We start from the raw sequence: 22,790 nt of genomic DNA, 5'->3' as shown, positions 1-22,790 counted from the left end.
TGCGAACCATGGTAGCAGCGCCCGGCACCGCAGGGGACAGGAATCCGGGCAACGGAAAGATTAGGCTCGAACGCGAATGGGCTCGGGCATCATCTGTGGCTCGACAGCCAGCTCTGCGCAGGACTCCTGCTCTTCGCTGCCTTCCCATTTGGCAACCACGGCCGTGGCAATGGCATTACCCAGCACGTTGGTCAATGTACGGCCCATGTCCAGGAAGTGGTCGATGCCCAGAATCAGCAAAATGCCCGCTTCCGGCAAACCGAACATGGGCAGCACGGCGGCAACCACCACCAGCGAGGCACGAGGCACGCCGGCAATGCCCTTGCTGGAAATCATCAGCACCAGCAGCATGGTCAGCTGAGCCGTCAGTGTCATCTCGATGCCGTAGGCCTGAGCGATGAAGATGGCCAGGAAAGTGGTGTAGATCATGGAGCCATCGAGGTTGAACGAGTAACCCAGAGGCAGCACAAAGCCTGTGATGCGCGGCTTGATGCCGAATTTGTCCAGCTGTTCCATCAGCTTGGGCAGCGTCGATTCGCTGCTGGCCGTGAAAAAGCCCACCAGCACCGGGCCGCGAATCAGCGACAGCAGACGGAAGACATCCTTGCCCAGCACCAGATAGCCGGCACCGATGAGCAGTACCCACAGCGCGGCCAGTGCAATATAGAAGCCCAGCAGGAACTTGCCGAACACCAGCAGCATGCCCAGTCCGTGGGTGGCAATGGTGCCGGCGACAGAGCCGAACACGCCCACGGGCGCAAAGCGCATCACGTACTCGGTCACGCGCAGCATGACATGCGAGGTCTCCTCCATCAGATCGACCAGCATGTGCTTTTTCTGGTGGTTCAGGTAGCCCAGAGCGATACCGAAGAACAGAGCAAACACCAGGATCTGCAACACCTCATTGGTGGCCATGGCCTCGAAGATGTTCTTGGGGAAGACATGGGTGATGAAATCCTTGAAATTCAGCGCACCGGTCTTCAGACCCAGGCTCTCGGCATTCGTGGGCAGCTCCACCGTCAGGCCGTGGCCGGGCTGCAATACATTGGCAAAAACCAGACCCAGAAACAGCGAGCAGAACGATGCCGCAATAAACCAGCCCAGCGCACGACCACCCACGCGGCCCACAGAGCCGGCATCGCCCATATTGGCCAGCCCCGCCACCAGCGTGGCAAAGACCAGCGGCGCGATGATCATCTTGATCATGCGCAGAAATACGTCGGTGAGAATGCCGAAATAGCCGGCAATGTCTTTGGCTGTCTCCGGTGTCGCGGCGTTGGCGTGGACGAGATAGCCCACAACCACACCCAGAACCATGGCCAGCAGAACCATGATGGTCAGGCGGTTGGATTTCATTTTTTGGAATCTTGGTATGCGTTGTTTGAGCCACTGCCTGAATCCAGGCCATGCAGGCACCGGACTCCGGCAGCGACAACAAACCGAGACGGACCGCCGACGGAACCGAGGTTTCGTCAGCTGGATCCTGCCCCAGTCTCACTTGGTCAGCCGCAGTGAAGCGGCGTGCCGTCCTTTAAGCACATACCGTGCCAGCCAAAAAATCACCTCCAAGTCTTTGATTTGCTTATATTCAAAATACTTTTTTGCATAACAACAATCGGATTTCCGGACAGCATCCGAACTAATTGACGGAATTCCGAACAGGACTCAGGCCGTGACTGCTGAACGTATCCAGTCCGGCAGCGCAGCGGCTTTCTGCCGGGGAAAATCCACCCAGATCACCGTGCCTCCGCCAGCGGCACAAATGACTCCCGGCTGCGTCACACGCTCCATGGTGGCCCAGGTCTCAAAGGTCGTGCGTGCGGGATCGCTGACAAACATCTTGAGCAGCACCTCATCCGGATACGCAAGCTGCTGATAGAAATTGCAGAAGGCGTTGACGATGACCGGCCCCTGCCCCGCGGGGTCCGGATTCAGGCCCATGCCATGCATCCAGTCGATACGGGCAGTTTCCAGGTAGCGAAAGTACTGGGCGTTGTTGACATGCCCCATGGCGTCCATATCGCCCCAGCGTACGGGAAAGCGCGTTTCATAGACCTGCTTCTTCAGCTCGGGCAGCTCGATTTTCATGCCGGTATGTCTCCTGATTGAACGAGGTTTGCATCTGCATCACCACCTTGTTCTAGTTTCTTTGAGGGATGGCGCGCCCTGGGGCGATCACTAGCCTATGGACTTTGTCGCAACACCGATTGATGCGCTGTCGCCAAATCTGCACGGTCGTGCCGAGCTGTCAGCATAGAATCGCCCGCATCGCGGTTTTTGCAGACGCACCTGCCAAGGCCGTGCACGCCAGTTTTCCCAATCCAATATCAAGCGAGACTTTCCCGATGACAAACGAAGAGATCCTGGCCCAGTTCGGCCCGCGAGAGGCCATGGAATATGACGTGGTCGTGGTGGGCGGTGGCCCCGGCGGCCTGGCCACTGCCATTCGCCTCAAGCAGCTGGCGGCCGAAAAAGGTCAGGATGTCTCCGTAGTCGTGCTGGAAAAAGGCTCCGAGCCCGGCGCACACACCCTGTCTGGCGCAATCATGGATCCTCGCGCGCTGACCGAGCTGATCCCCGACTGGAAGGAAAAGGGTGCCCCCCTGAACCAGCCGGTGACCGAAGACGCCATGGTCTTCCTCGGCGAGAAGAGCTCCCTGCGCACGCCCAACTGGCTGCTGCCCAAGTGCTTCCATAACGAAGGCAACTACATCGTTCGCCTGGGCTTTGTCACCAAGTGGCTGGCAGAGCAGGCCGAAGCCCTGGGCGTGGAAATCTTCCCCGGCTTCACCGCAGCCGAAGTGCTCTACAACGAAGACGGCTCCGTCAAGGGCGTGGCCACCGGCAATATGGGCATCAGCAAGGAAGGCGAGCCCACGGGCGACTTCCAGCTGGGCATGGAGCTGCACGGCAAATACACCATCTTTGCCGAAGGTGCGCGCGGCCACCTGGGCAAGCAGATCATCGCCAAGTACTCCCTGGACGCCAACCGCGACCCACAGACTTACGGTCTGGGCATCAAGGAACTCTGGGAGATCGACCCCAAGCGTCACAAGCCTGGCATGGTGCTGCACACCGCAGGCTGGCCCATGAAGAGCGACACCTACGGCGGTGCCTTCCTCTATCACCTGGAAGACAATCTGGTCACGCTGGGCTTCATCACCGGTCTGGATTACTCCAACCCTTATCTGTCTCCATTCGAGGAGATGCAGCGCTGGAAGACCCATCCCAATATCCGCTACTACCTGGAAGGCGACGAAGCCAACGGCATCAAGCCCGCCAAGCGCATCAGCTACGGTGCCCGTGCCATCACGGCCGGCGGCATCTCCAGCCTGCCCCGCTTTGTCTTCCCCGGCGGCGCACTGGTTGGCTGCGAAGCAGGCTTCCTCAATGTCAGCCGAATCAAGGGCAGCCATGCCGCGATCAAGACCGGCATGCTGGCAGCCGAAGCTGCCTACGCCGCCATCGTCGCCGGTCGCCAGGGCGACGAGCTGACCGCCTATACCTATGCGTTCGAGAACAGCTGGCTCTATGAAGAGCTGTGGAAGGCGCGCAACTTCAAGGCCTGGTTCAAGAAGGGCCTGACCACGGCCACCGTGATGAACGGGCTGGAGCAGTTCGTGCTGCGCGGCAACATCCCCTGGACGCTGCATCGCAACAAGCCCGACCACGCCTATCTCAAGCCCGCCGCCGAGTGCGCCCCCATCGAGTACCCCAAGCCCGACGGCAAGCTGACCTTCGACCGCCTCTCCAGCGTCTTCATCAGCAGCACCAATCATGCCGAGAACCAGCCGGCTCACCTGACGCTCAAGGACGCCAGCGTCCCTGTCGCAGTGAACCTGACCAAGTTCGCCGGACCCGAGCAACGCTACTGCCCCGCAGGCGTGTATGAGTTCGTGGAGGACGCGGCCGATGCCGGCAAGCAGCGCCTGCAGATCAATGCACAGAACTGTGTGCACTGCAAGACCTGCGACATCAAGGACCCGACACAGAACATCGTCTGGGTGACACCCGAAGGCGGCGGCGGCCCCAACTACTCAGGTATGTAATCCCTCCGCGATTGCATCCGGGCGCAGCAACTGCTCCGGATGCTGCATCACAAAAGCCTGCGCCAGCCATTGCTGCGCAGGCTTTTTTCATGGGCTGAATGTTTTTAGCAACGCAGGCTGCCAAATGCCCACAAATTTGCAGCATCACAGAAAAAACTCAGGCCACCGCAACCGCCGCGAATCCACCAATGAAGATCGCTCTCCCGCACAGAAAGAGCAATGTTCAAAAAACAGGCAGTTGCACCAATATGCTTACCCATATCGCATCAGGCGCAGGAAAAATGCGGGACAAAACCAAAACCAGGACCCGCTCAACGCAATATTGCGCGCCATTGCCCTGCATCCACACACACTAACTCCTGCCAAATAGCGCTTTGCGCAGCTTTCATGCCATTTTTTCGCGATCATCGTATAGGGATAAACAAGGTTATCTCAATCACGAAGACAGCCGGATCGGTGCAGTAGACTTTGCCGCGAGGCGACGCGCATCACGCACTGCCGTCTTAATTCACCTGCAACACACAAAACGCTGGAGATACACATGAAGCAGCTGTCCTTGGCCCGCATGGGCGCACTGGCCCTGGCAATTTCCGCCATGTCGGGTGCCTATGCCGCCGATACCAAGTCCGTGGCCGTGACCGCCATTGTTGAACACCCCGCCCTGGATGCGGTGCGCGACGGCGTCAAGGACGCCCTTAAGGCAGCCGGCTACGAAGAAGGCAAGTCCCTGAAGTGGCAATACCAGAGCGCACAGGGCAATACCGGCACCGCTGCCCAGATCGCCCGCAAGTTCGTGGGTGACAAGCCTGATGCCATCGTCGCCATCGCCACACCCTCCGCTCAGGCCGTGATCGCGTCCACCAAGACCGTGCCCGTCGTGTTCTCCGCCGTGACCGACCCCGTGGCCGCGAAGCTGGTCCCCAGCTGGGAGCCCTCCAAGAACAATGTGACCGGCGTTTCCGACCTGCTGGCCCTGGACAAGCAGATGGATCTGGTCAAGCAGGTCGTGCCCAATGCCAAGCGCATCGGCATGGTCTACAACCCCGGTGAAGCCAACTCCGCCGTGGTCGTGAAGGAACTGCAGGCCCTGCTGCCCAAGATGGGCTGGACCCTGGTGACTGCTGCGGCTCCCCGCTCGGTGGACGTCTCCAGCGCCGCACGCTCGTTGGTTGGCAAGGTGGACGTGATCTACACCAACACCGACAACAACGTGGTGTCGGCCTATGAATCGCTGGTCAAGGTTGGCCAGGACGCCAAGATTCCTCTGGTGGCTTCTGACACCGACTCCGTCAAGCGCGGTGCTGTGGCTGCCTACGGCATCAACTACCGCGATCTGGGCGAGCAGACCGGCCGCATGGTGGTGCGCATTCTCAAGGGCGAGAAGCCCGGCGACATCAAGCCCGAAGTCTCGACCAAGATGGAACTGTTCGTGAACCCCGGCGCAGCCGAAAAGCAAGGCGTGAAGCTGTCCGACGCGCTGATCAAGTCCGCCGCGACCGTGGTCAAGTAATCCAATCCCTGTCGCCAGCACTGCCGCTCTCAGGCGGTGCCAGCGCAGCGGCAGGTGCCGTGGCAACATGGCCCTGCCGATTTTTTTAGACGTTTGCCGCGCCTGTCGCTATCTCTATGTCTCTATTTTCCATCCTCGGTGCCATTGAAATTGGCCTGATCTTCAGCCTGGTGGCGCTGGGCGTCTTCATCTCCTTTCGCTTGCTGCGTTTCCCCGATCTGACGGTCGACGGCAGCTTCCCCCTCGGCGGTGCGGTATGCGCCATTCTGATTTCCACGGGCACCAACCCCTGGCTGGCCACGCTGGCCGGCACAGCGGCCGGAGCCGTGGCCGGGTTCATCACAGGCTGGCTCAACGTCAAGCTCAAGATCATGGACCTGCTGGCCTCCATCCTGATGATGATCGGCCTGTACTCGGTCAATCTGCGCATCATGGGCGGCCCCAATGTGCCGCTGATCAACGAGCCCACACTGTTCACCATGCTGCAGCCGGCGAACATTGAAGACTACGTGATGCGCCCCCTGATCATGCTGGGCTTTGTCATCGCGGCCAAGCTGGCTCTGGACTGGTTCTTTGCCACCGAACGCGGTCTGGCCATCCGTGCCACGGGCTCCAATGCCCGCATGGCCCGCGCTCAGGGCGTCAACACTGGTGCCATGATTCTGCTGGGCATGGCAATTTCCAACGGCCTGGTCGGTCTGGCCGGAGCGCTGTTCGTGCAGACGCAGGGCGGCTCCGACATCTCCATGGGCATCGGCACCATCGTCATCGGTCTGGCGGCCGTGATCGTGGGCGAGACCATCCTGCCCTCGCGCAAGATCATCTGGGCCACGCTGGCCGTGGTGCTTGGCGCCGTGGTCTACCGCTTCTTCATCGCAGCGGCCCTCAATATCGATGCCATCGGCCTGAAGGCACAGGATTTGAATCTGGTGACGGCAGTGCTGGTGACCATCGCACTGGTGATTCCGCAAATCAAGAAAAAGCTGAAGAGAAAGTAACCCCCTGAGCGGCTTTGCCGCGTCCCCCAAGGGGGACGATGGCCTTTGCTGCGGGGCGGCCCCTGCGGGCCCTCTCGCCAAGGAACTGCAGCACTCACAAATGCTGCGCCCTCAGTGACTGATCGGAATACATCATGCTGAACGCACAAAACCTCGAACTCACCTTCAACCCCGGCACGCCGATCGAAACCCGCGCCCTGCGCGGCCTGTCGCTGTCCATCCCCGACGGCCAGTTCGTGACCGTCATCGGCTCCAACGGCGCAGGCAAGTCCACATTTCTGAACTGCGTCTCGGGCGACCAGAGCGTGGACAAGGGCAGGATCGAAATTGCCGGCATCGACATGACGCGCATGCCGGTATGGTCCCGCTCCAAGCAGGTGGCCCGCGTGTTTCAGGACCCCATGGCCGGCACCTGTGAAGACCTCTCCATCGAAGAGAACATGGCGCTGGCACACGAGCGCGGCAACCTCCGCGGCCTGTCCAAGGCAGTCAAGGCCACCAATCGCGAGCTGTACCGCGACCGCCTGGCCACGCTGGGCCTGGGTCTGGAAAATCGCCTGACCGACCGTATCGGCCTGCTCTCGGGCGGACAGCGCCAGGCCGTGAGCCTGCTGATGGCGGCGCTGCAGCCCTCGCGCATTCTGCTGCTGGACGAACACACGGCCGCGCTTGACCCGCGCACCGCGGACTTTGTGCTGCAACTGACGGCACGCATCGTGCAGGAAGCCAATCTCACCACCATGATGGTCACGCACAGCATGCGCCAGGCGCTGGATGTGGGCACGCGTACCGTCATGCTTCACCAGGGCAATGTGGTGCTGGACGTCAGCGGCGAAGAGCGCTCCAAAATGGATGTGCCCGACCTGCTGCACATGTTCGAGAAGGTGCGTGGCGAGAAGCTGGCCGACGATGCACTGCTGCTGAGCTGAAGCCCGGCCCGATCCCTACAAAAAGTCCGCCCCTGGCGGACTTTCTTTTTGATAGCTGGCAGCGCTTGCAAACTCTATATATCAGATATATTAATATCTAAAATCCATATACATCAAGCGCTTTAAGCTCCTTTAAAGATAGCAACCGTTTCAACCCAGCAGCTTGGCGCGCAGTTGCGCAAGCTCGTCCGTGCCCAGACCCAACCCTTCGCTCAGGTAGCGGCCCATCGAGCCGAAGCCGCGCTGGGCCTCGTCGAACTCCGCCTCCAGGTAGCTGCGCTGCACGCCCAGCAGGGGCCAGTAGAGATCGGCTGCATCCTTGCCGTTGTGCGCCAGCATCAGCTGATAGGTGGCGTTCATCCAGGCCTCGGTATAAGTATTGGTGAGCAGGTAGTCCTTCAGAATGGTTTCGCGCGGTACGCCGGCAATGGTGTGCAGCAGTGCCGCCACCCAACCCGTACGGTCCTTGCCGGAGGTGCAGTGAAACAGTTGCGCATCGGCGGTAGAGGCCATGGTCCTGAGCAACTGCCCCATGCGAGCGCGCATGCCGGCGTCGCGCACCATCACGCGGCCCATCTCCTCCATCGCGGCCTCGGTCTCCTTGGGCGTATGAAAGGGCGAGAACACCGGGTCGGCCGTGCCGAAGAGGTTCATATACACATAGCGGATCCCCGGCGGCAGACGGTCCGCGTCCTTGGCCGCCTCGTTCGTGGTGCGCAAATCGTAGGCCGTGCTAATGCCCAGATTGCCCAGCGTCGCTGCATCGGCCGCGCTGGGCAATACCGCATTGGAGCGGTAGAACACGCCGCGCTTGAGTGGCTGCCCGGCAGCGTTGCGATAGACCGATGCGTCATCCGCCCCGGCCACGTCTCGGAAGTTGAGCATGGACGACAACCTTGGCGTGGCCGCTTTGGGCTCCATGCCGTCCCCGCCGCCGCAGGCGGCCAGCAGCCCGCCGGCCCCCGTGGATACCAATCCCAGCAGCCCCAGGTGCAAGACCCTGCGCCTGTCCATGCTGCGATCGATCTCCGCGAATGAAACCACTCCTGTCACCCCCTTCATGCCTGCTCCTTTATGGGTAAAGGCCATGTATCCACCCTCCGTGGATCATTGACAGGCGCAGGCTATCAGCGATGGCTGACTTGACTTACCGGCTGTAGACCTTAGTCCGATTGGTCTAAGTACAAGCCTAGGAGCCAGAGCCGGCACCGGCGAAAGAGCTTGTTCAATCCCCCAGACGGCCTGGGCTGACGATCACCCATTGGTGCATGTGCCGCTACATCTTGAGCCGGCTCAGCCCCAGGCTGCACGAGGCCTCGGTCACATGGCCTCGGTCACATGGCCTCGGTCACATGGCCTCGGTCACATTGCAGTGATGCGTCTTCGGCGCCTGCCGCCACGCCATGCGCGCGTTCTGCGCGCGTCCTGCACCTGCGCCAATTTGCGCCTCCAGCCCGGCAATGGCCTGCAGCGCATCCCCTGCGGCGAACGGCTGTGCCTGACGTGGCCCGGCCTGACGCGGCCCGGCCTGGTGTGGCCCGGCCTGGTGTGGCGCGCGCACAGTTCACTATCAAAAAAGAAGCTGCCAGTCCTTGATAACTATTGGCTGGCGGCTTTTTTCATTGAAAGACAGAAGATATCGACAGCCAACATTGACATTTCGACAAATATTTTTGACGAAATGAAAAATAAAACAATCAAATAGACAAAGCTCCATCGAATGCAGGCCAAGCAGGTAGCCACTCTCGCCGACGATTTGACGAAGATATAAGGATATTTTTCTGAATTTCCGATCCAGCCATTAATTCTGAAATATCAAACACTTAGATATCGATTCAAGCCACGGCGCCCCTGTTCCACAGCTCGCGCTGTACGGCTGCTGCGCAAATCGCTCACAATCTGCACCCTATCGGAAGCCACTGAGCACGATGCATGTCATCGCCGTTCACGCTGACCGCGTTGATATCCGGAGACCCCGACATCAGGGCGCAACAAAAAGAGCATGAGGCCAAGGCTTTCACCAGCAGAACCGCCCAGGCTTCATGATCCGCAAAAAACCAATATCTCTCATGAGCGATAGCCAAGCAAAAACTGACAACGGTGGCTTGCACCGTTCCCTCAAGGCCCGACATATGTCGATGATCGCCATCGGCGGCTCCATCGGCACCGGTCTTTTTGTCGCCTCTGGCGCAACCATCTCGCAAGCAGGCCCCGGCGGCGCATTGCTGGCCTACATGATCGTGGGCCTGATGGTCTATTTCCTCATGACCAGTCTGGGCGAGATGGCAGCACACATGCCCGTCTCCGGCTCCTTTGCCACCTATGGCGCCAAGTACGTGGATGAAGGCTTTGGCTTCGCACTGGGCTGGAACTACTGGTACAACTGGGCCGTGACCATCGCCGTGGACCTGGTTGCGGCGCAGTTGGTGATGGCCTACTGGTTCCCCGGCACCAACGGAGTGCTCTGGAGTGCTCTGTTTCTGGCACTGATGTTTGGCCTGAATGCACTATCTGCCAAGGGCTTTGGCGAATCCGAATTCTGGTTTGCCGCCATCAAGGTCACAACGGTGCTGGTCTTCATCGCCATCGGCGTGCTGATGATCTTCGGCATTTTGCAAGGCGGCGCGCCCGATGGGATCTGGGGCAATATTGCCAACCTGAGCACGGGCGACGCACCGTTTGCAGGCGGCTTTGCGGCCTTGATCGGCGTGGCCATGGTAGTGGGCTTTTCCTTCCAGGGAACGGAGCTGATCGGCATCGCCGCCGGCGAATCCGAAGATCCCGCCAAGAATGTGCCCAAGGCCGTGCGCAAGGTGTTCTGGCGCATTTTGCTGTTCTATGTCTTCGCCATCCTCATCATCGGTCTGCTGATTCCCTATACCGACCCCAAGTTGCTGCGCAACGACCTGGGCGATATCGCCGTCAGCCCCTTCACACTGGTTTTCGAGCGTGCCGGCCTGCTGGGCGCCGCCGCCGTGATGAATGCCGTGGTACTGACCTCGGTGCTGTCGGCCGGCAACTCCGGCATGTATGCCTCCACCCGCATGCTGTATGCGCTGGCCAAGCAGGGCATGGCGCCCAAGCTGTTTGCCCAGGTCAACACGCGCGGCGTGCCCGTGCGGGCATTGATCGCCACCACCGTGATTGCCGCTCTGTGCTTTCTGACCAATATCTTCAGCCCTGAGGTCGTCTATATCTGGCTGCTGAATCTGTCCGGCATGTGCGGCTTTGTCGCCTGGCTGGGCATTGCCATCAGCCACTATCGTTTCCGCAAGGGCTGCGAAGTGCAGAACTACGATTTGAACCAGCTGCCTTACAAGGCAGCGGCCTTCCCCTTCGGCCCCATCTTCGCCTTTGTGCTGTGCCTGGTCATCACCTTGGGCCAGAACTATGAGAACCTGATCAAGGACCAGATCGACTGGGTCGGCGCCATTGCCACCTATATCGGCCTGCCGCTGTTCCTGGCCATCTGGTTTGGCTACAAATGGGTCAAGGGCACCAAGATCGTCAAATACTCGGAGATGGATCTGAACGGCTCGCGTTAATACCTGGTCATTTTTGACCCGGCCCAAGGCAGCACCGGCAACGGCGCTGCCTTTTTTGCGTCCTGGGCTTGCCTCGGATGCTGTCGATTAGTCTCAACAGACGATTCATGTCATGACAAATATCTGAAAAATACATGCTCGCAGGCAATAGCCTGCACCGTTTTTTCACTTGGAAAACAAGAGCAATGCAACAAAAGACGATGAGCACAGCGCTGATGCTGTGCATAGGTTTGCTGAGCGCAGGAGCCGCCTGTGCCAAGGTTCCCGCCGCGGAAGCCGACAAGCTGGGCAAGGAGCTGACCTGCACCGGCGCCATCAAAGCCGGCAATGCCGATGGCAGCATCCCGCCATTCACGGGCAAGATCCTGGGCGTTCCGCCCGGCGTGAAGTTCACCAAGTCCGTGGGACAGTTCCAGCCCGATATCTACGCCAATGAAAAGCCGCTGTTCGAAATCACGGCCGCCAATATGGCGCAATATGGCGACAAGCTCAGCGCCGGCCAGAAGGCGCTACTGAGCAAGTTCCCCACCACCATGCGCATTCCCGTCTATCCGGGCCACCGCGACTTCCGTTATGACGACGATATCTGCGCCGTCATCAAGCGCAATGCACTGGAAGCCGAGATAGTCAACGACGGCAATGGCGTCAAGGGCTTCATGGGCGCTCTGCCCTTCCCCATTCCCAAGACCGGCCTGGAACTGCTCTGGAACAACCTCATACCCAGCCGCGCCAGCACCGAAGAGGTGGAACGCGACATGGCACTGGTGGGCGCAAGCGGCGATATTGCCTGGGGCCGCACCAGCTATATCCAGCTCAGCCGCTATGACTCCAAGGAGAACCTGGGCAAGCCCAACGAAGGCAAATACGCCTATGTGACCAATTTCTCCATCCTGCCCGAGCGCGAAAAAGGCGGCGTGATCCTGTCCATCGAGCCCATGAACTTCGGCACGGACAAGCGCCTGGCCTGGAACTACGATCCCGGCACTCGCCGCGTGCGACAGCTGCCCGAGTTCGGCTATGACCAGCCCTCCCCCGGCACCAGCGGCAAGGCGACCATCGACTCCGAGCGCCTGTTCAACGGTGGCTCCGAGCGCTATGAGTGGACCCTGCACGGCAAGCGCGAGATGTTCATTCCTGCGAACACCTTCCGCATCAACCAGCAGATGAAATACGCCGATCTGCTCAAGCCAGGTCACCCCAACCCAGCCTACACCCGCTATGAGCTGCGCCGCGTCTGGGTGCTGGAGGGCAAGCTCAAGCCCGGCTTCCGTCACCTGTACTCCAAGCGTGTGATGTTCATCGACGAAGACACCGGCCACGCCGTCTCGGGAGACTTCTACGACGCACGCGGCCAGTTGTGGCAGCACGGTGAGATCAATTACTACTACGCCTACGACATCAAGAAATGGCACGCGGGCACATCGTTCTACTACGACCTGAATGCCGGCTCCTATGTGGGCATGAATCTGGTGCAGGAGCGCCCCAAGGCACCCATTCTGGGCAAGGACGACCTCAAGCCGAGCCAGTACACTCCCGAGGCGATTCGCAACCTGGGCAACTGATGGACAACAGGTGGTTCAGCCACTGCGCGCACCGCACCGAAAGGTGTACAGAGAGGCCCTGAGCCTCTCTTTTTTTATGGCCGCTCCCGCCCCGAAACCGGAGCGCGCCCCAGCATAGGCACGGGCAGCATGCTAGGATGAAACACGGCACCGGCATTGAAAATGCATAGCAGTTGGTGCCGTTTTCTCTGTCTTCGAGTCGATTTCAACGTGAGCATCATTCACAAGCAGCCAACGACCCACCCGGTCGCATGGCAGGGCGCGGATCTGGCGGACACCGCCTCGCGCACTCATCGGCCACCCGCCGACCCCCTTGCCGCCATCGATGCCATGCGGGCCCGGTTCGGACAGCGCCTCGACTCACTTTGGAACAAGGCGTCCCCTCGGCCAATGTCGCAGCCTCGTCCTGTTTTTAATCCCTGCACAACAAAGCCCGACTAAGCTTGCAGAGGATTTAGTTCGCCGCAATCATGACCTCCATGCAATCCCTGGCCCGATGGCTGCCCTTTCTCAATTGGCCCAAACCGACTTTCGGCCTGCTGCGCGGCGAGTTCTGGGCCGGCCTGACCGTGGGCCTGATGTTGCTGCCCCAGGGGGTGGCTTACGCCGCGCTGGCGGGCATGCCGCTGATCACCGGCATCTACGCCTCCATCATTCCGGCCGCAGTGGCCATTCTCTTCAGCCCCTCACCCCGGCTGGGCGTGGGGCCGACGGCGCTTAGTGCCTTGCTGATCGGCGCCTCTTTGACCGGCATGGCCGAGCCGGGCTCGGCCCAATGGGTGGTACTCGCTGCATGGATGGCCATTTTGTCGGGCCTGGTGCAGTGGAGTCTGGGCGTTGTGCGCGCGGGCTGGCTGCTCAACCTGGTCACCTCGCCGGTACTGGCAGGCTTCACCCAGGCTGCTGCGCTGCTGATTCTGGCTTCGCAGCTGCCCACCCTGCTGGGCATGCGCGCTGACTGGTCCACCGTCTGGCATTCGCCGTCCATCTATCTGTTCAGCATCCAGTCCATCGCCTACGGCCTGGTCAGCATGGCCTTGCTGATGCTGGCCAAGAAATGGCGTCCTGCTTTTCCCTCGGCCATTTTCATCATCGGCCTGAGCGGCCTCATCAGCTGGCTCACGGGTTTTGCCGATACGGGCGGTGCCGTGATCGGTCATCTGCCTGCGGGGCTGCCCAGCTTCCAATGGCCAGGCATGCTCGACTGGGAGCAGTTCGGCGCCCTGATCATGCCGGTGCTGGTCATCTCCCTGGTCAGCTTTCTGGAGACAGCCTCCAGCGCCCAGGTAGAGCATCAGCAGGCCGGCACGCGCTGGAACGAGAACCAGGATCTGATCGCCCAGGGCCTGTCCAAGATCAGCGCCGGACTGTTCGGCAGCTTTGCCACCAGCGCATCTTTCTCACGCTCTGCCGTCAACTTGCTCGCAGGTGCCAGGACCGGCTACGCCAACGTCTTCTCCATTTTGCTGGTGGTGGTGGTCGTGCTCTGGTTCATTCCCTGGCTCTACCATGTGCCTCAGGCAACGCTGGCAGCCATCGTGATCACCGCCGTGCTCAACCTGGTCAAGCCCAGCGCCATCCTCAAGCTGTTCAGGATCTCCAAGGTCGAAGCCAGCATCAGCGTCGCCACGCTGGTGCTGACCATCGTCACCGCCCCCCGCATGTACTGGGGCGTGTTCGCGGGCATCATGCTCAGCCAGGCTTACTATCTCTATCACCACCTGCACCCGCGCATCATCGAGGTCGGCGAGCATCCCGACGGCAGCCTGCGCAGCCGCCAGCTTTGGCAATTGCCCCCCCTGGCACCTGAAGTCGTGGCTCTGCGCATGGATGCAGACCTGGACTTTGCCACGGCCACGGCACTTGAGCGCTACGCAGCCGATGCCCTGCAGCAAGCGCCCCAGGCCAGAGATCTGGCGCTGCTGATGCAGTCCATCAACAGCATAGACATCACCGGAGTCGAAACCTTTGCCCGACTCGAACGCCTGGTCGCATTGCGTGGCGGTCTGCTGCACGTGGTGGGGTTGAAGCTGCCGGCCGAGCAAAGGCTGGAGCGCGCCGGCCTGCTGCACAAGCAAGGCAGCCCCATCAGGCTCTATCGCACGGATGCCGACTTTCTGCGAACGCTTGGCAATTTCCCCACAGAACTGGCTCCGATCAACGCTGACGAAAAGCCTACATCCACAAAAAGATAGGGGGCGCTGCTACACTGACGGCCATCATTGATAGTTCGTCGTGACCTCATCCGCCCCCCATCAATCCGTGTTTTTGCGCGATCTGCGCCTTGCCACCGCACACAATCTGGTGACTCGCGCGGGCGGTAGCGATAACCGTCTGCCCACTGACACTCCCACCCATTACCTGCAAGCACTGATTGACGGCTTGTGCGCACTGTCTTTGCGAGACCCCCTCACGGGGCTGGCCAACCGACGCCATTTCCGCTCCGTGATCGAGCGCGAGATCGACCGCGTGGCCCGCTCCGGAGAAACCGCACTGCTGCTGATGCTGGACATCGACCACTTCAAGCAGATCAACGACGAGCACGGTCATATTGCTGGCGATATGGTGTTGCAGTCCGTTGCACAGACCCTGTCCGAAATCATTCGCCCCATGGACACCCTGGCGCGCTTCGGTGGTGAAGAATTCGCCATAGTGCTGCCGGTGTGCCCTGCGCATCAAGGCCGTGCGGTCGCCGAACGCCTGCGCCAGGCCATCGAAAACAACTCCATCGCGGTGTCCTCCGGCCAGTCGCTGAAGGTCACTGTGAGTATTGGCGGGGTCTACGCCCAGCAATGGATTCGCAGCACGGCGCAACTGTGGACCGAGCGAGCCGATCGCCTGCTCTATCTGGCCAAATCGGCGGGGCGCAACCGCGTCTTCGTGGAAGATCCGCCCGACAGTACGGTGAGTGCCGAGGAAAAAAGCCTGCTTTTCAGCCCTTTGCCTGCTGCCTCTTTAGAGGAAAATGTCTCTGACAATACAGCACCAGACGTAAACACCGACGCCGCAAGCCAGGTCATAACGCCTTGAGACGATGGACACCTTGGCCCCTCACCCTACTTTGCCCGCTCATATATCCATGGAAGATGCCCTGCGGGCGCCTGGCCGCAACAAGCAGGCCCACATCATTGCCGTCACCAGCGGCAAAGGCGGTGTCGGCAAGACTTTCGTCTCTGCCAATCTGGCTGCGGCTCTGACGCGTCATGGCTTCAACGTGCTGGTACTGGACGCAGACCTTGGCCTGGCCAATCTGGATGTAGTGCTCAACCTCTACCCCAAGGTCACGCTGCACGATGTGTTCACGGGCCGCTCCACGCTGGAGGATGCGATTCTGACCACGCCGGGCGGCTACTCCGTGCTGCTGGCCGGCTCGGGCATGATCGAGTATTCGCGCCTCACCCCCGAGATCCGTTCCCAGTTCATGCGCACGGTGGAGCTGCTGCGCCCGCGCTACGACATCATCTTGCTCGACACCGGTGCCGGCATCTCGGATGTGGTGCTGTTCTCCGTCTCTTTGGCGACCGAAGTGCTGGTCGTGGCCACGCCCGAGCCCACCTCGCTGACCGATGCCTACGCCGCCATCAAGGTGCTGGCCCTGCAGCAAAAGCGCCAGCAGATCCGTCTGGTCATCAACCAGGCGCAACGCCCTGGCGATGGCCGTGCCATCACGGGCCAGTTGCAGCAGGTGCTCAACCGCTTCGTGACCACCGAGTCCGGCCAGCCGCTGCAGCTGACCCACTGGGGCGATATTCCGCTCGACTCCTCCGTGCGCGAGGCCGTGATGCGCCGCCAGCTGCTGCTGCAGGCCATGCCCGGAGCACCCGCATCTCTCGCAGTGGCTCAGCTGTCCAATAAAATCAAGGCAGAGCTGACGGCCCCGGTCTGAGCTGCATCACCGTCGATGCAGCAGCCGCGCGGCCGCCCCCCCGGATATCGACGTGGCCGACATACTCAACATCTCCTGCTACAAATTCACGCCCCTGCCCGACGCCGACCAGTTGCGCCAGACGCTGCTGGAGCGTGCGCATGACCTGAGCCTCAAGGGCACGGTGCTGCTGGCCGAAGAAGGCATCAACTTTTTCCTGGCAGGCCCTGCCCAGGCCGTACGCGCCTTTGTGGACCAGCTCAAGCAAGACCCGCGTTTTGCCGACCTGGCTCCCAAGGAAAGCTGGTCCGAAACCGTGCCCTTTCGCAAAATGCTGGTCAAGGTCAAAAACGAGATCATCCGCATGGATCATCCCGCCATTCGACCCGCCCACGGCCGTGCGCCATCGGTCAGCCCGGTCACGCTGCGCCGCTGGCTGGAGCAAGGCCATGACGACGAGGGCCGCGAAGTGGTGACGCTGGACACGCGCAACGACTACGAAGTGGACGAAGGCGCGTTTGCCGGCACGATCGACTGGCGCCTGGGCAAGTTCACCGAATTCCCGCCTGCACTGCGCCAGCACAAGGATGAACTTGCCGGCAAGACCGTGGTCAGCTACTGCACGGGCGGCATCCGCTGCGAAAAGGCAGCCATCCTCATGCAGGATGAAGGCATCGAAAACGTCTACCAGCTCGAAGGCGGCATCCTCAAATATTTCGAGGAAACCGACGGCAAGTTCTACGACGGCGGCTGCTTTGTCTTTGACGGCCGCGACTCGCTGGGCACCGATCTGTCGCGCACCGAGCTGGTTCACCCCCGCCCCATCAAAAAGCATCTGATGGACTAAGTCGTCCTTGCTGGGCGACTCTCAAAAAAAGAGCAGCTAGCGCTTGTCATCAAACGATTTCAGATATAAAACCATCTGAAATCAATGATACAAAAGCGCTAGCCGCTTCTTATTCAATAGCAGATTGATGCTGCTTATCTTGCCCAGCGCGCTGCAGCGCTGGCCACGCGCTCGCCAAACTGGCGTGCGGTTTCCAGATCGCCAGCGGCCATCTCGCCGGCCGATGAGTCAGAGGGTGACTGTGCCATGGCGCCGCTGAAGCTGCCCATCCAGTTCACATCGTTGCGCTGCGCGGCCTTGGTGTTCGAAGGCAGCAGGCCCAGACCCACCCACACGCCGCCATGCTGCATGGCCAGGTGGTGGAAATAGTCGAGCGTGACCTGCTTGTCGCCCTGCACGCTGGCGCTATTGCTGAAGCCGGCAAACAGCTTGTCCTTCCAGGCCTGGGAAAACCAGGCCTTGGACGAGGCGTCGGCAAATTTCTTGAACTGCCAGCTCGGAGCGGCCATATAGGTCGGCGCGCCGAAGACGATGGCATCGGCCGCAGCCAGTTGCTCCCAGCCACCTTCGGGCAAATTGCCATCGGCGTCGATGGCCAGCAGCTGCGCGCCTGCGCCCTGGGCCACGGATTGCGCCATGCGCTGGGTATGGCCGTAGCCGGAGTGGTAGACCACAACGATCTTGCTCATGATTTCTTCTTTCCTTCTTGCCTTCTTGCATCGGCGCAGCCATCCGCCGCGCCATCCTGTATCTGTTCCCAATAAAGGCTCGCCGGATTGACACCCGGCGAGCCTTGTCTTGCGAGAGCGCGCTAGCTTATCAAAGCCATGAACGCCTGCGCACTTTCAGCCTGTGCTGCCCCATGCTTTGCTTTAGCCTTTGCGGCCGTCCATGCTCCAGGCGCCAGCCCCATGGGCGGCGTAACCAAGCAGACCGCCGACCACAGCGATGTTCTTCCAGAACAGCAACTGCTGCATCATGGCGGCTTCTGCGGGCACGCCCCAGAAGTTATGGAAGAAGAAGCTGGCAATCAGCGTGAAAAATCCCAGGATCAAGGCCGCGTAGCGCGTGTGCCAACCCAGCAATATGGCCAGACCGCCCACGATCTCGATCACCAGGCCCACCGCCACCGCAACCTGGGGCATGGGCATGCCCACCGACGCTGCATAACCCACGGTGCCCGCAAAGCCGCTGATTTTCTGAATGCCCGCAGGCAGGAACAGCAGGGCAATCAGCACACGGCCCAGCAGGTCCAGAGGATTTCGCAATTGATTCAACATTTCAAACTCCAGTCATCGCGACCAAGGGTCGCATTGGCTCAACTCCATCAGTACAACCCTTGAAATCGTCAGACTCAAGGCTCCAGATCAAACACCAGAACTTCCGCAGCCCGGCCATTGGCAAGGCGCAGGCGCTCCTCATTTTCAATAAGTGCGGCGTCACCGCTTGTCAGCTTTTGTCCATTCACGTCCAGCTCGCCACGCACCAGGTGCACATAGGTCTTGCGCCCGGCCGGCAGGGCCACATCGGCAGCCTCTGCGCCGTCGAACAGAGCGGCATACAAGCGTGCATCGGCATTCATGGGAACCGAGCCCTCGGCACCATCGGGTGAAGCCACCAGACACAGACGTCCACGCTTTTGCGCCTCGCTGAATGTCTTCTGCGCATAGCCTGGCTCGATACCTGTGCGTGCGGGCAGCAGCCAGATCTGCAGAAAGTGCGTGGTCTGCTCCTTGGCGTAGTTCTGCTCGCTGTGCACCACCCCCGAGCCCGCGCTCATGCGCTGCACCTCTCCAGGCAGGATGGGGGTTTCATTGCCCATGCTGTCCTTGTGCGAGAGAGCACCTTCGAGCACATAGCTGATGATCTCCATATCGCGGTGGCCGTGCGAGCCAAAACCCGTGCCGGGTGCAATCCGGTCTTCGTTGATCACGCGCAGATTGCCGAACCCCATATGGCGCGGGTCGTAGTAACCGGCAAACGAAAAGCTGTGATACGACTTGAGCCAGCCGTGGTCGGCGTAGCCGCGTTCCTGGGATTTGCGCAGAGTCATCATGGTGTGCTTCCTTTCGTTCAAGTGACTGTCTCTATGGGCTCTACTGTAGAAGTCGACTGCCAGGCTGTGGCTGAACGGCGTTGATGGCATCATTCAAACTGTTTGAATCATCAATCTCACCATGCCCAGCTCCCGCGATGTGCTCACCCCCGACAGCCTGGCCATGCTGCAGGCCATTGCCGAAACCGGCAGCTTTGCCGCTGCTGCGCGCTCCCTGGGCCTGGTGCCCAGTGCACTGACCTACCGCGTGCGCCAGATCGAAGATGCGCTCGATGTGCTGCTGTTTGACCGCAGCTCGCGCCATGCCCAGGCCACGGAGGCCGGCCAGGCCTTGCTGCGCGAAGGTGCCCGCCTGCTGCAGGAGATCGACGCCGTGGCGCACCGCGTCAAGCGCGTGGCCACGGGCTGGGAGCCGCAGCTGACCATCGTCATTGACGGGGCAGTGGCCCGCACGCCCATCTTTGAACTGGTCGAAGCCTTTTATGCGCTGACCCCGCCCACCACACTCAAGCTGCGTGACGGCATTCTCAACGGCACGCTGGAAGTGCTGACCAGCGGCCATGCCGATCTGGCCATTGGCGTTGCGGTCAACACCAGCAATGTCTCCGAGCTGCAGATGCGCGAAATCGGGGAGATGGATTTCGTCTTCGCCGTCGCGCCGCACCACCCGCTGGCCAGACTCGATGAGCCGCTGTCCGACGAGTTGCTGCTGCGCCATCGCATGGTGGCCGTGGCCGACTCGGGCGTGCGCAGCAACACCAGCTTTGGCCTGGTCAACGGCCAGGACGTTCTGACCGTGGACAGCATGCAGGCCAAGCTGGAGGCCCAGATACGCGGCATTGGTGCCGGCTTTCTGCCACGCGGCATGGTGCAGGCCTATCTGGACGCCGGCCTGCTGGTCACAAGACAGGTGCAGCGCGCCAGCCGCAATCTGCGCCTGCACTATGCATGGCCCGGCCCCGCCCACCGCACGCCCGGGCGAGCCCTTCAGTGGTGGCTGACGCAACTGGAAAGCCCTGCCACGCGCAAGGCGCTTATGGAAAACCATCACCGTCAATAAGCTGCTGCGCGTCGCGGCCATCACGCGGGAGGTGTAGAGTGAGTTGCGCTGCAACAATTCAGCACAAGCAGCACTTGCTATCCTTTGGATAGCTGCTACGCTAGAACTCAAACGGTGTCGAAAAGGCTTTTTCATGAATGCTTCCCGCACTCGCGCGTCCGCAACTGCCTCCGCTTCCTCCCCTTCCCCGCATACCAGCGCCAAGCGCATTGCCGTCATCGGTGCAGGCATTGCAGGTCTGGCCTGCGCCCGCACGCTGATGCAGGCCGGGCATGACGTTCATGTCTATGAGCGCCTGACCCAGGCCGGCGGACGCATGCGCTCGGTCAGCGGCCCCTACGGCAGCTTTGACATCGGCGCCCAGTTCTTCACCGTACGCGACCCGCGCTTTCAGCAGGTGCTGGACACCACTGCCGGCAATCTGCGCGCCTGGAGCCTGAACAGCGTTCAGACCCGCAACGCCCAGGGCCGCAGAGTCGACAAGCACGCTCCGGTGCGCGAGACCCACTGGGTCGGCATGCCCGATATGCAATCGCTGCCACTGGCCTGGGCCGCGCCGCTATGGGATGCCGGACGCCTGCATCTGGGCCAGTCCCTGCGCGCCATGAGCCACCACATTGCCAGCGGCAACCACCACAGCCGCCACCAATGGTCCCTGATGCTCGATACCGAAGACCACGGCCCGCAGATTGCAGCCGACTTCGATGCCGTGGTGCTGGCCGTGCCGGCGCCCGTGGCCGCGCAACTGCTGCAGACAGCGCCGCAGGGTGCGACCCTGGCCAGGACCCTGGCCCCCGTGGAAATGGCCCCCTGCTGGGCCATGACGCTGTCCTACCCGATGGCCGCGCAGGCCGGCCTGACCACACTGGGCCCGCAGTGGAATGCCGCACGCAGCACGCACGAGCGCGTTGCCTGGGTGGCCCGCGAGTCCTCCAAACCCGGCCGCGCCCAGACCGAGCGCTGGACGATCCATGCCAACCCGCTGTGGTCCAACGAGCACCGCCACGACGACGCCACACGCGTGCTTGCCAAGCTGCAAAAGGCCTTTGGCGAGATCACGGGCATCCGCGTTGCGCCGCGCCATGCCAGCGTCTACCTCTGGCAGCATGCCCAGACACTTGCGCCCCTGGGCAGACCGTTCAGCCACGACCCCTCGGTAGGCCTGGGCCTGTGCGGGGACTGGTGCATAGGCATGCGGGTGGAAGACGCTTTTGTCTCGGGTCTGGAAATGGGCCTGGCCCTGGCCTGAGCCAACTGCGCGCAGTCAGGGGGCGTAAGATGGCGTCCCTCATGACTGCGGCCCTCTCCCGACCCTCCTCCAACGCTCCCCGCACGGGGCCATATATCGGGCGCTTTGCGCCCTCTCCCACCGGAGCGCTGCATGCCGGCTCTTTGGTCGCGGCGCTGGCCAGCTGGCTGGATGCACGCGCCCATCACGGAGGCTGGCTGATTCGCATCGAAGACATCGATCCGCCACGCTGCCAGGCTGGCGCCGACCAGGAAATCCTGCGCCAGCTGGCCGCCTGTGGCCTGCACTCCGATGCCCCCGTGGTCTGGCAGTCGCAGCGACATGCACTCTATGAAAAAGCGCTGCAACAGCTGCAGGCGCAAAAAATGGCCTACCCCTGCGGCTGCACGCGCAAAAACATCGAAGCCGCCTGGCAGGCACAGGGGCTGACCCACGAGCGGCATGTGGAGCGACCCTACCCCGGAACCTGCCGTCATGGCCTGCAAGGCAAGCCCGCCAGAGCCTGGCGCTTTGCACTGGAGCAACAGGTACATGATTTACAGGAAAACCAGCCCGAAGCGCTGCCCCATCAATCGTATTCAGCCACGCAAAACATCGCACTCAAACAACACGCCCTGGAAAGCAGGTGCCCCGTGCTGCACTGGCAGGACCGGCATCTGGGCGCGCAGCAGCAGAACCTGATCACCGGCGTGGGCGACTTTGTGCTGCGCCGCGCGGACGGACTCTGGGCCTACCAGTTGGCCGTGGTCGTCGACGACGCCGAGCAAGGCATCACCGATGTGGTGCGCGGCGAAGACCTGGCCGACAACACGCCTCGCCAGCTAATGCTGCAGCGCGCCCTGGGTCTGACCCAGCCGCGCTATCTTCACACGCCGCTGGTCTGCATGGAAAACGGAGAAAAGCTCTCCAAACAGCATGGCGCACCAGCCGTGGATGTCAGCCAGCCTCTGACCGTGCTGTCTGCCGCAGCGCAGCAGCTCGGCCTGCCACAAGCGCCCGCAGCCGCCCCCTGCAGCAGCGAAAGCCCCGCAAGCGCCTTGCCTTTGGCGCTGGACTTCTGGGTCCGGTGCTGGCGCCAAACCTACAATATCGCCCCGTGACTTCTTCTAATTCAACACCT

At 61.3% G+C, this 22,790-nt stretch carries 20 protein-coding genes; 14 read left to right on the top strand and 6 right to left on the bottom strand.

Going from position 1 to position 22,790, the window contains the following annotated elements:
* Nucleotides 1–60: 60 nt before the first annotated feature.
* Both AC1RTQ_RS08935 and AC1RTQ_RS08930 read right to left on the bottom strand, forming a co-directional pair.
* Nucleotides 61–1,356, bottom strand: a complete 1,296-nt coding sequence (locus AC1RTQ_RS08935; RefSeq protein ID WP_492875063.1) for a dicarboxylate/amino acid:cation symporter — start codon at nt 1,354–1,356, stop codon at nt 61–63.
* Nucleotides 1,357–1,665: 309 nt separating this feature from the next.
* On the bottom strand, nt 1,666–2,088 hold the full coding sequence (locus AC1RTQ_RS08930) for an acyl-CoA thioesterase (protein ID WP_114862637.1): 423 nt from the start codon (nt 2,086–2,088) through the stop codon (nt 1,666–1,668).
* Between the two features lie 257 nt (nt 2,089–2,345).
* Between AC1RTQ_RS08930 and AC1RTQ_RS08925 the strand changes: the two genes are divergently transcribed.
* The 4 genes from AC1RTQ_RS08925 to AC1RTQ_RS08910 all read left to right on the top strand — a co-directional run bounded on the left by AC1RTQ_RS08925 (nt 2,346) and on the right by AC1RTQ_RS08910 (nt 7,486).
* Nucleotides 2,346–4,049: an electron transfer flavoprotein-ubiquinone oxidoreductase gene (locus tag AC1RTQ_RS08925; RefSeq protein WP_492875062.1), complete on the top strand. Its 1,704-nt coding sequence runs from the start codon at nt 2,346–2,348 to the stop codon at nt 4,047–4,049.
* A 541-nt stretch (nt 4,050–4,590) separates the two neighbouring features.
* Nucleotides 4,591–5,559 (top strand): ABC transporter substrate-binding protein, encoded by a 969-nt coding sequence (locus AC1RTQ_RS08920; RefSeq protein ID WP_003054768.1) that lies wholly within the window; start codon nt 4,591–4,593, stop codon nt 5,557–5,559.
* A gap of 116 nt (nt 5,560–5,675) precedes the next feature.
* Complete coding sequence (locus AC1RTQ_RS08915; RefSeq protein ID WP_302090510.1) at nt 5,676–6,557, top strand: ABC transporter permease; 882 nt, start codon at nt 5,676–5,678, stop codon at nt 6,555–6,557.
* A gap of 134 nt (nt 6,558–6,691) precedes the next feature.
* Nucleotides 6,692–7,486 carry an ABC transporter ATP-binding protein gene (locus AC1RTQ_RS08910; protein WP_302090509.1) on the top strand — a complete coding sequence of 265 codons (795 nt, stop codon included), beginning with the start codon at nt 6,692–6,694 and terminating at the stop codon, nt 7,484–7,486.
* Between the two features lie 150 nt (nt 7,487–7,636).
* On the opposite strand, the gene AC1RTQ_RS08905 is transcribed toward AC1RTQ_RS08910, so the two are convergent.
* Nucleotides 7,637–8,548, bottom strand: coding sequence for a tyrosine-protein phosphatase (locus AC1RTQ_RS08905; protein ID WP_492875061.1), 912 nt, complete (start codon nt 8,546–8,548; stop codon nt 7,637–7,639).
* Between the two features lie 262 nt (nt 8,549–8,810).
* On the opposite strand from AC1RTQ_RS08905, the gene AC1RTQ_RS08900 reads away from it, so the two are divergent.
* The 7 genes from AC1RTQ_RS08900 (at nt 8,811) to AC1RTQ_RS08870 (ending at nt 17,305) form a co-directional block, all read left to right on the top strand.
* Nucleotides 8,811–9,191 carry a hypothetical protein gene (locus tag AC1RTQ_RS08900; protein ID WP_492875060.1) on the top strand — a complete coding sequence of 127 codons (381 nt, stop codon included), beginning with the start codon at nt 8,811–8,813 and terminating at the stop codon, nt 9,189–9,191.
* 364 nt (nt 9,192–9,555) lie between these two features.
* Nucleotides 9,556–11,031 carry an amino acid permease gene (locus AC1RTQ_RS08895; RefSeq protein WP_302090505.1) on the top strand — a complete coding sequence of 492 codons (1,476 nt, stop codon included), beginning with the start codon at nt 9,556–9,558 and terminating at the stop codon, nt 11,029–11,031.
* A gap of 185 nt (nt 11,032–11,216) precedes the next feature.
* Nucleotides 11,217–12,593, top strand: a complete 1,377-nt coding sequence (locus AC1RTQ_RS08890) for a DUF1329 domain-containing protein (protein WP_492875059.1) — start codon at nt 11,217–11,219, stop codon at nt 12,591–12,593.
* 479 nt (nt 12,594–13,072) lie between these two features.
* The gene (locus AC1RTQ_RS08885; RefSeq protein ID WP_492875459.1) at nt 13,073–14,788 is read left to right on the top strand and encodes a SulP family inorganic anion transporter; all 1,716 of its coding nucleotides are present in this window, start codon (nt 13,073–13,075) and stop codon (nt 14,786–14,788) included.
* 40 nt (nt 14,789–14,828) lie between these two features.
* Nucleotides 14,829–15,623: a GGDEF domain-containing protein gene (locus tag AC1RTQ_RS08880; RefSeq protein ID WP_492875058.1), complete on the top strand. Its 795-nt coding sequence runs from the start codon at nt 14,829–14,831 to the stop codon at nt 15,621–15,623.
* 4 nt (nt 15,624–15,627) lie between these two features.
* Nucleotides 15,628–16,479 (top strand): MinD/ParA family protein, encoded by an 852-nt coding sequence (locus AC1RTQ_RS08875; protein WP_409817499.1) that lies wholly within the window; start codon nt 15,628–15,630, stop codon nt 16,477–16,479.
* Between the two features lie 52 nt (nt 16,480–16,531).
* Nucleotides 16,532–17,305 carry a sulfurtransferase gene (locus tag AC1RTQ_RS08870; RefSeq protein ID WP_492875057.1) on the top strand — a complete coding sequence of 258 codons (774 nt, stop codon included), beginning with the start codon at nt 16,532–16,534 and terminating at the stop codon, nt 17,303–17,305.
* 134 nt (nt 17,306–17,439) lie between these two features.
* On the opposite strand, the gene AC1RTQ_RS08865 is transcribed toward AC1RTQ_RS08870, so the two are convergent.
* The 3 genes from AC1RTQ_RS08865 to AC1RTQ_RS08855 form a co-directional block, all read right to left on the bottom strand.
* The gene (locus AC1RTQ_RS08865; RefSeq protein WP_302090502.1) at nt 17,440–17,994 is read right to left on the bottom strand and encodes a flavodoxin family protein; all 555 of its coding nucleotides are present in this window, start codon (nt 17,992–17,994) and stop codon (nt 17,440–17,442) included.
* 183 nt (nt 17,995–18,177) lie between these two features.
* Nucleotides 18,178–18,585, bottom strand: coding sequence for a DoxX family protein (locus tag AC1RTQ_RS08860; RefSeq protein WP_302090501.1), 408 nt, complete (start codon nt 18,583–18,585; stop codon nt 18,178–18,180).
* Nucleotides 18,586–18,659: 74 nt separating this feature from the next.
* Nucleotides 18,660–19,361 (bottom strand): pirin family protein, encoded by a 702-nt coding sequence (locus tag AC1RTQ_RS08855; RefSeq protein WP_409817500.1) that lies wholly within the window; start codon nt 19,359–19,361, stop codon nt 18,660–18,662.
* 121 nt (nt 19,362–19,482) lie between these two features.
* Here AC1RTQ_RS08855 and AC1RTQ_RS08850 point away from each other — a divergent pair, with 121 nt between their 5' ends.
* From AC1RTQ_RS08850 to gluQRS, 3 genes are all read left to right on the top strand, one after another.
* The gene (locus AC1RTQ_RS08850) at nt 19,483–20,421 is read left to right on the top strand and encodes a LysR family transcriptional regulator (RefSeq protein ID WP_492875056.1); all 939 of its coding nucleotides are present in this window, start codon (nt 19,483–19,485) and stop codon (nt 20,419–20,421) included.
* A 133-nt stretch (nt 20,422–20,554) separates the two neighbouring features.
* The gene (locus AC1RTQ_RS08845; protein WP_304351141.1) at nt 20,555–21,670 is read left to right on the top strand and encodes an NAD(P)/FAD-dependent oxidoreductase; all 1,116 of its coding nucleotides are present in this window, start codon (nt 20,555–20,557) and stop codon (nt 21,668–21,670) included.
* Nucleotides 21,671–21,711: 41 nt separating this feature from the next.
* Nucleotides 21,712–22,770: a tRNA glutamyl-Q(34) synthetase GluQRS gene (gluQRS, locus tag AC1RTQ_RS08840; protein WP_492875055.1), complete on the top strand. Its 1,059-nt coding sequence runs from the start codon at nt 21,712–21,714 to the stop codon at nt 22,768–22,770.
* Nucleotides 22,771–22,790: the final 20 nt, after the last annotated feature.

Source organism: Comamonas sp. GW821-FHT11H03, from assembly GCF_058807955.1.
Note: the sequence above shows the minus strand (reverse complement) of the source record. Positions and strands in the feature narration are given on the sequence as shown.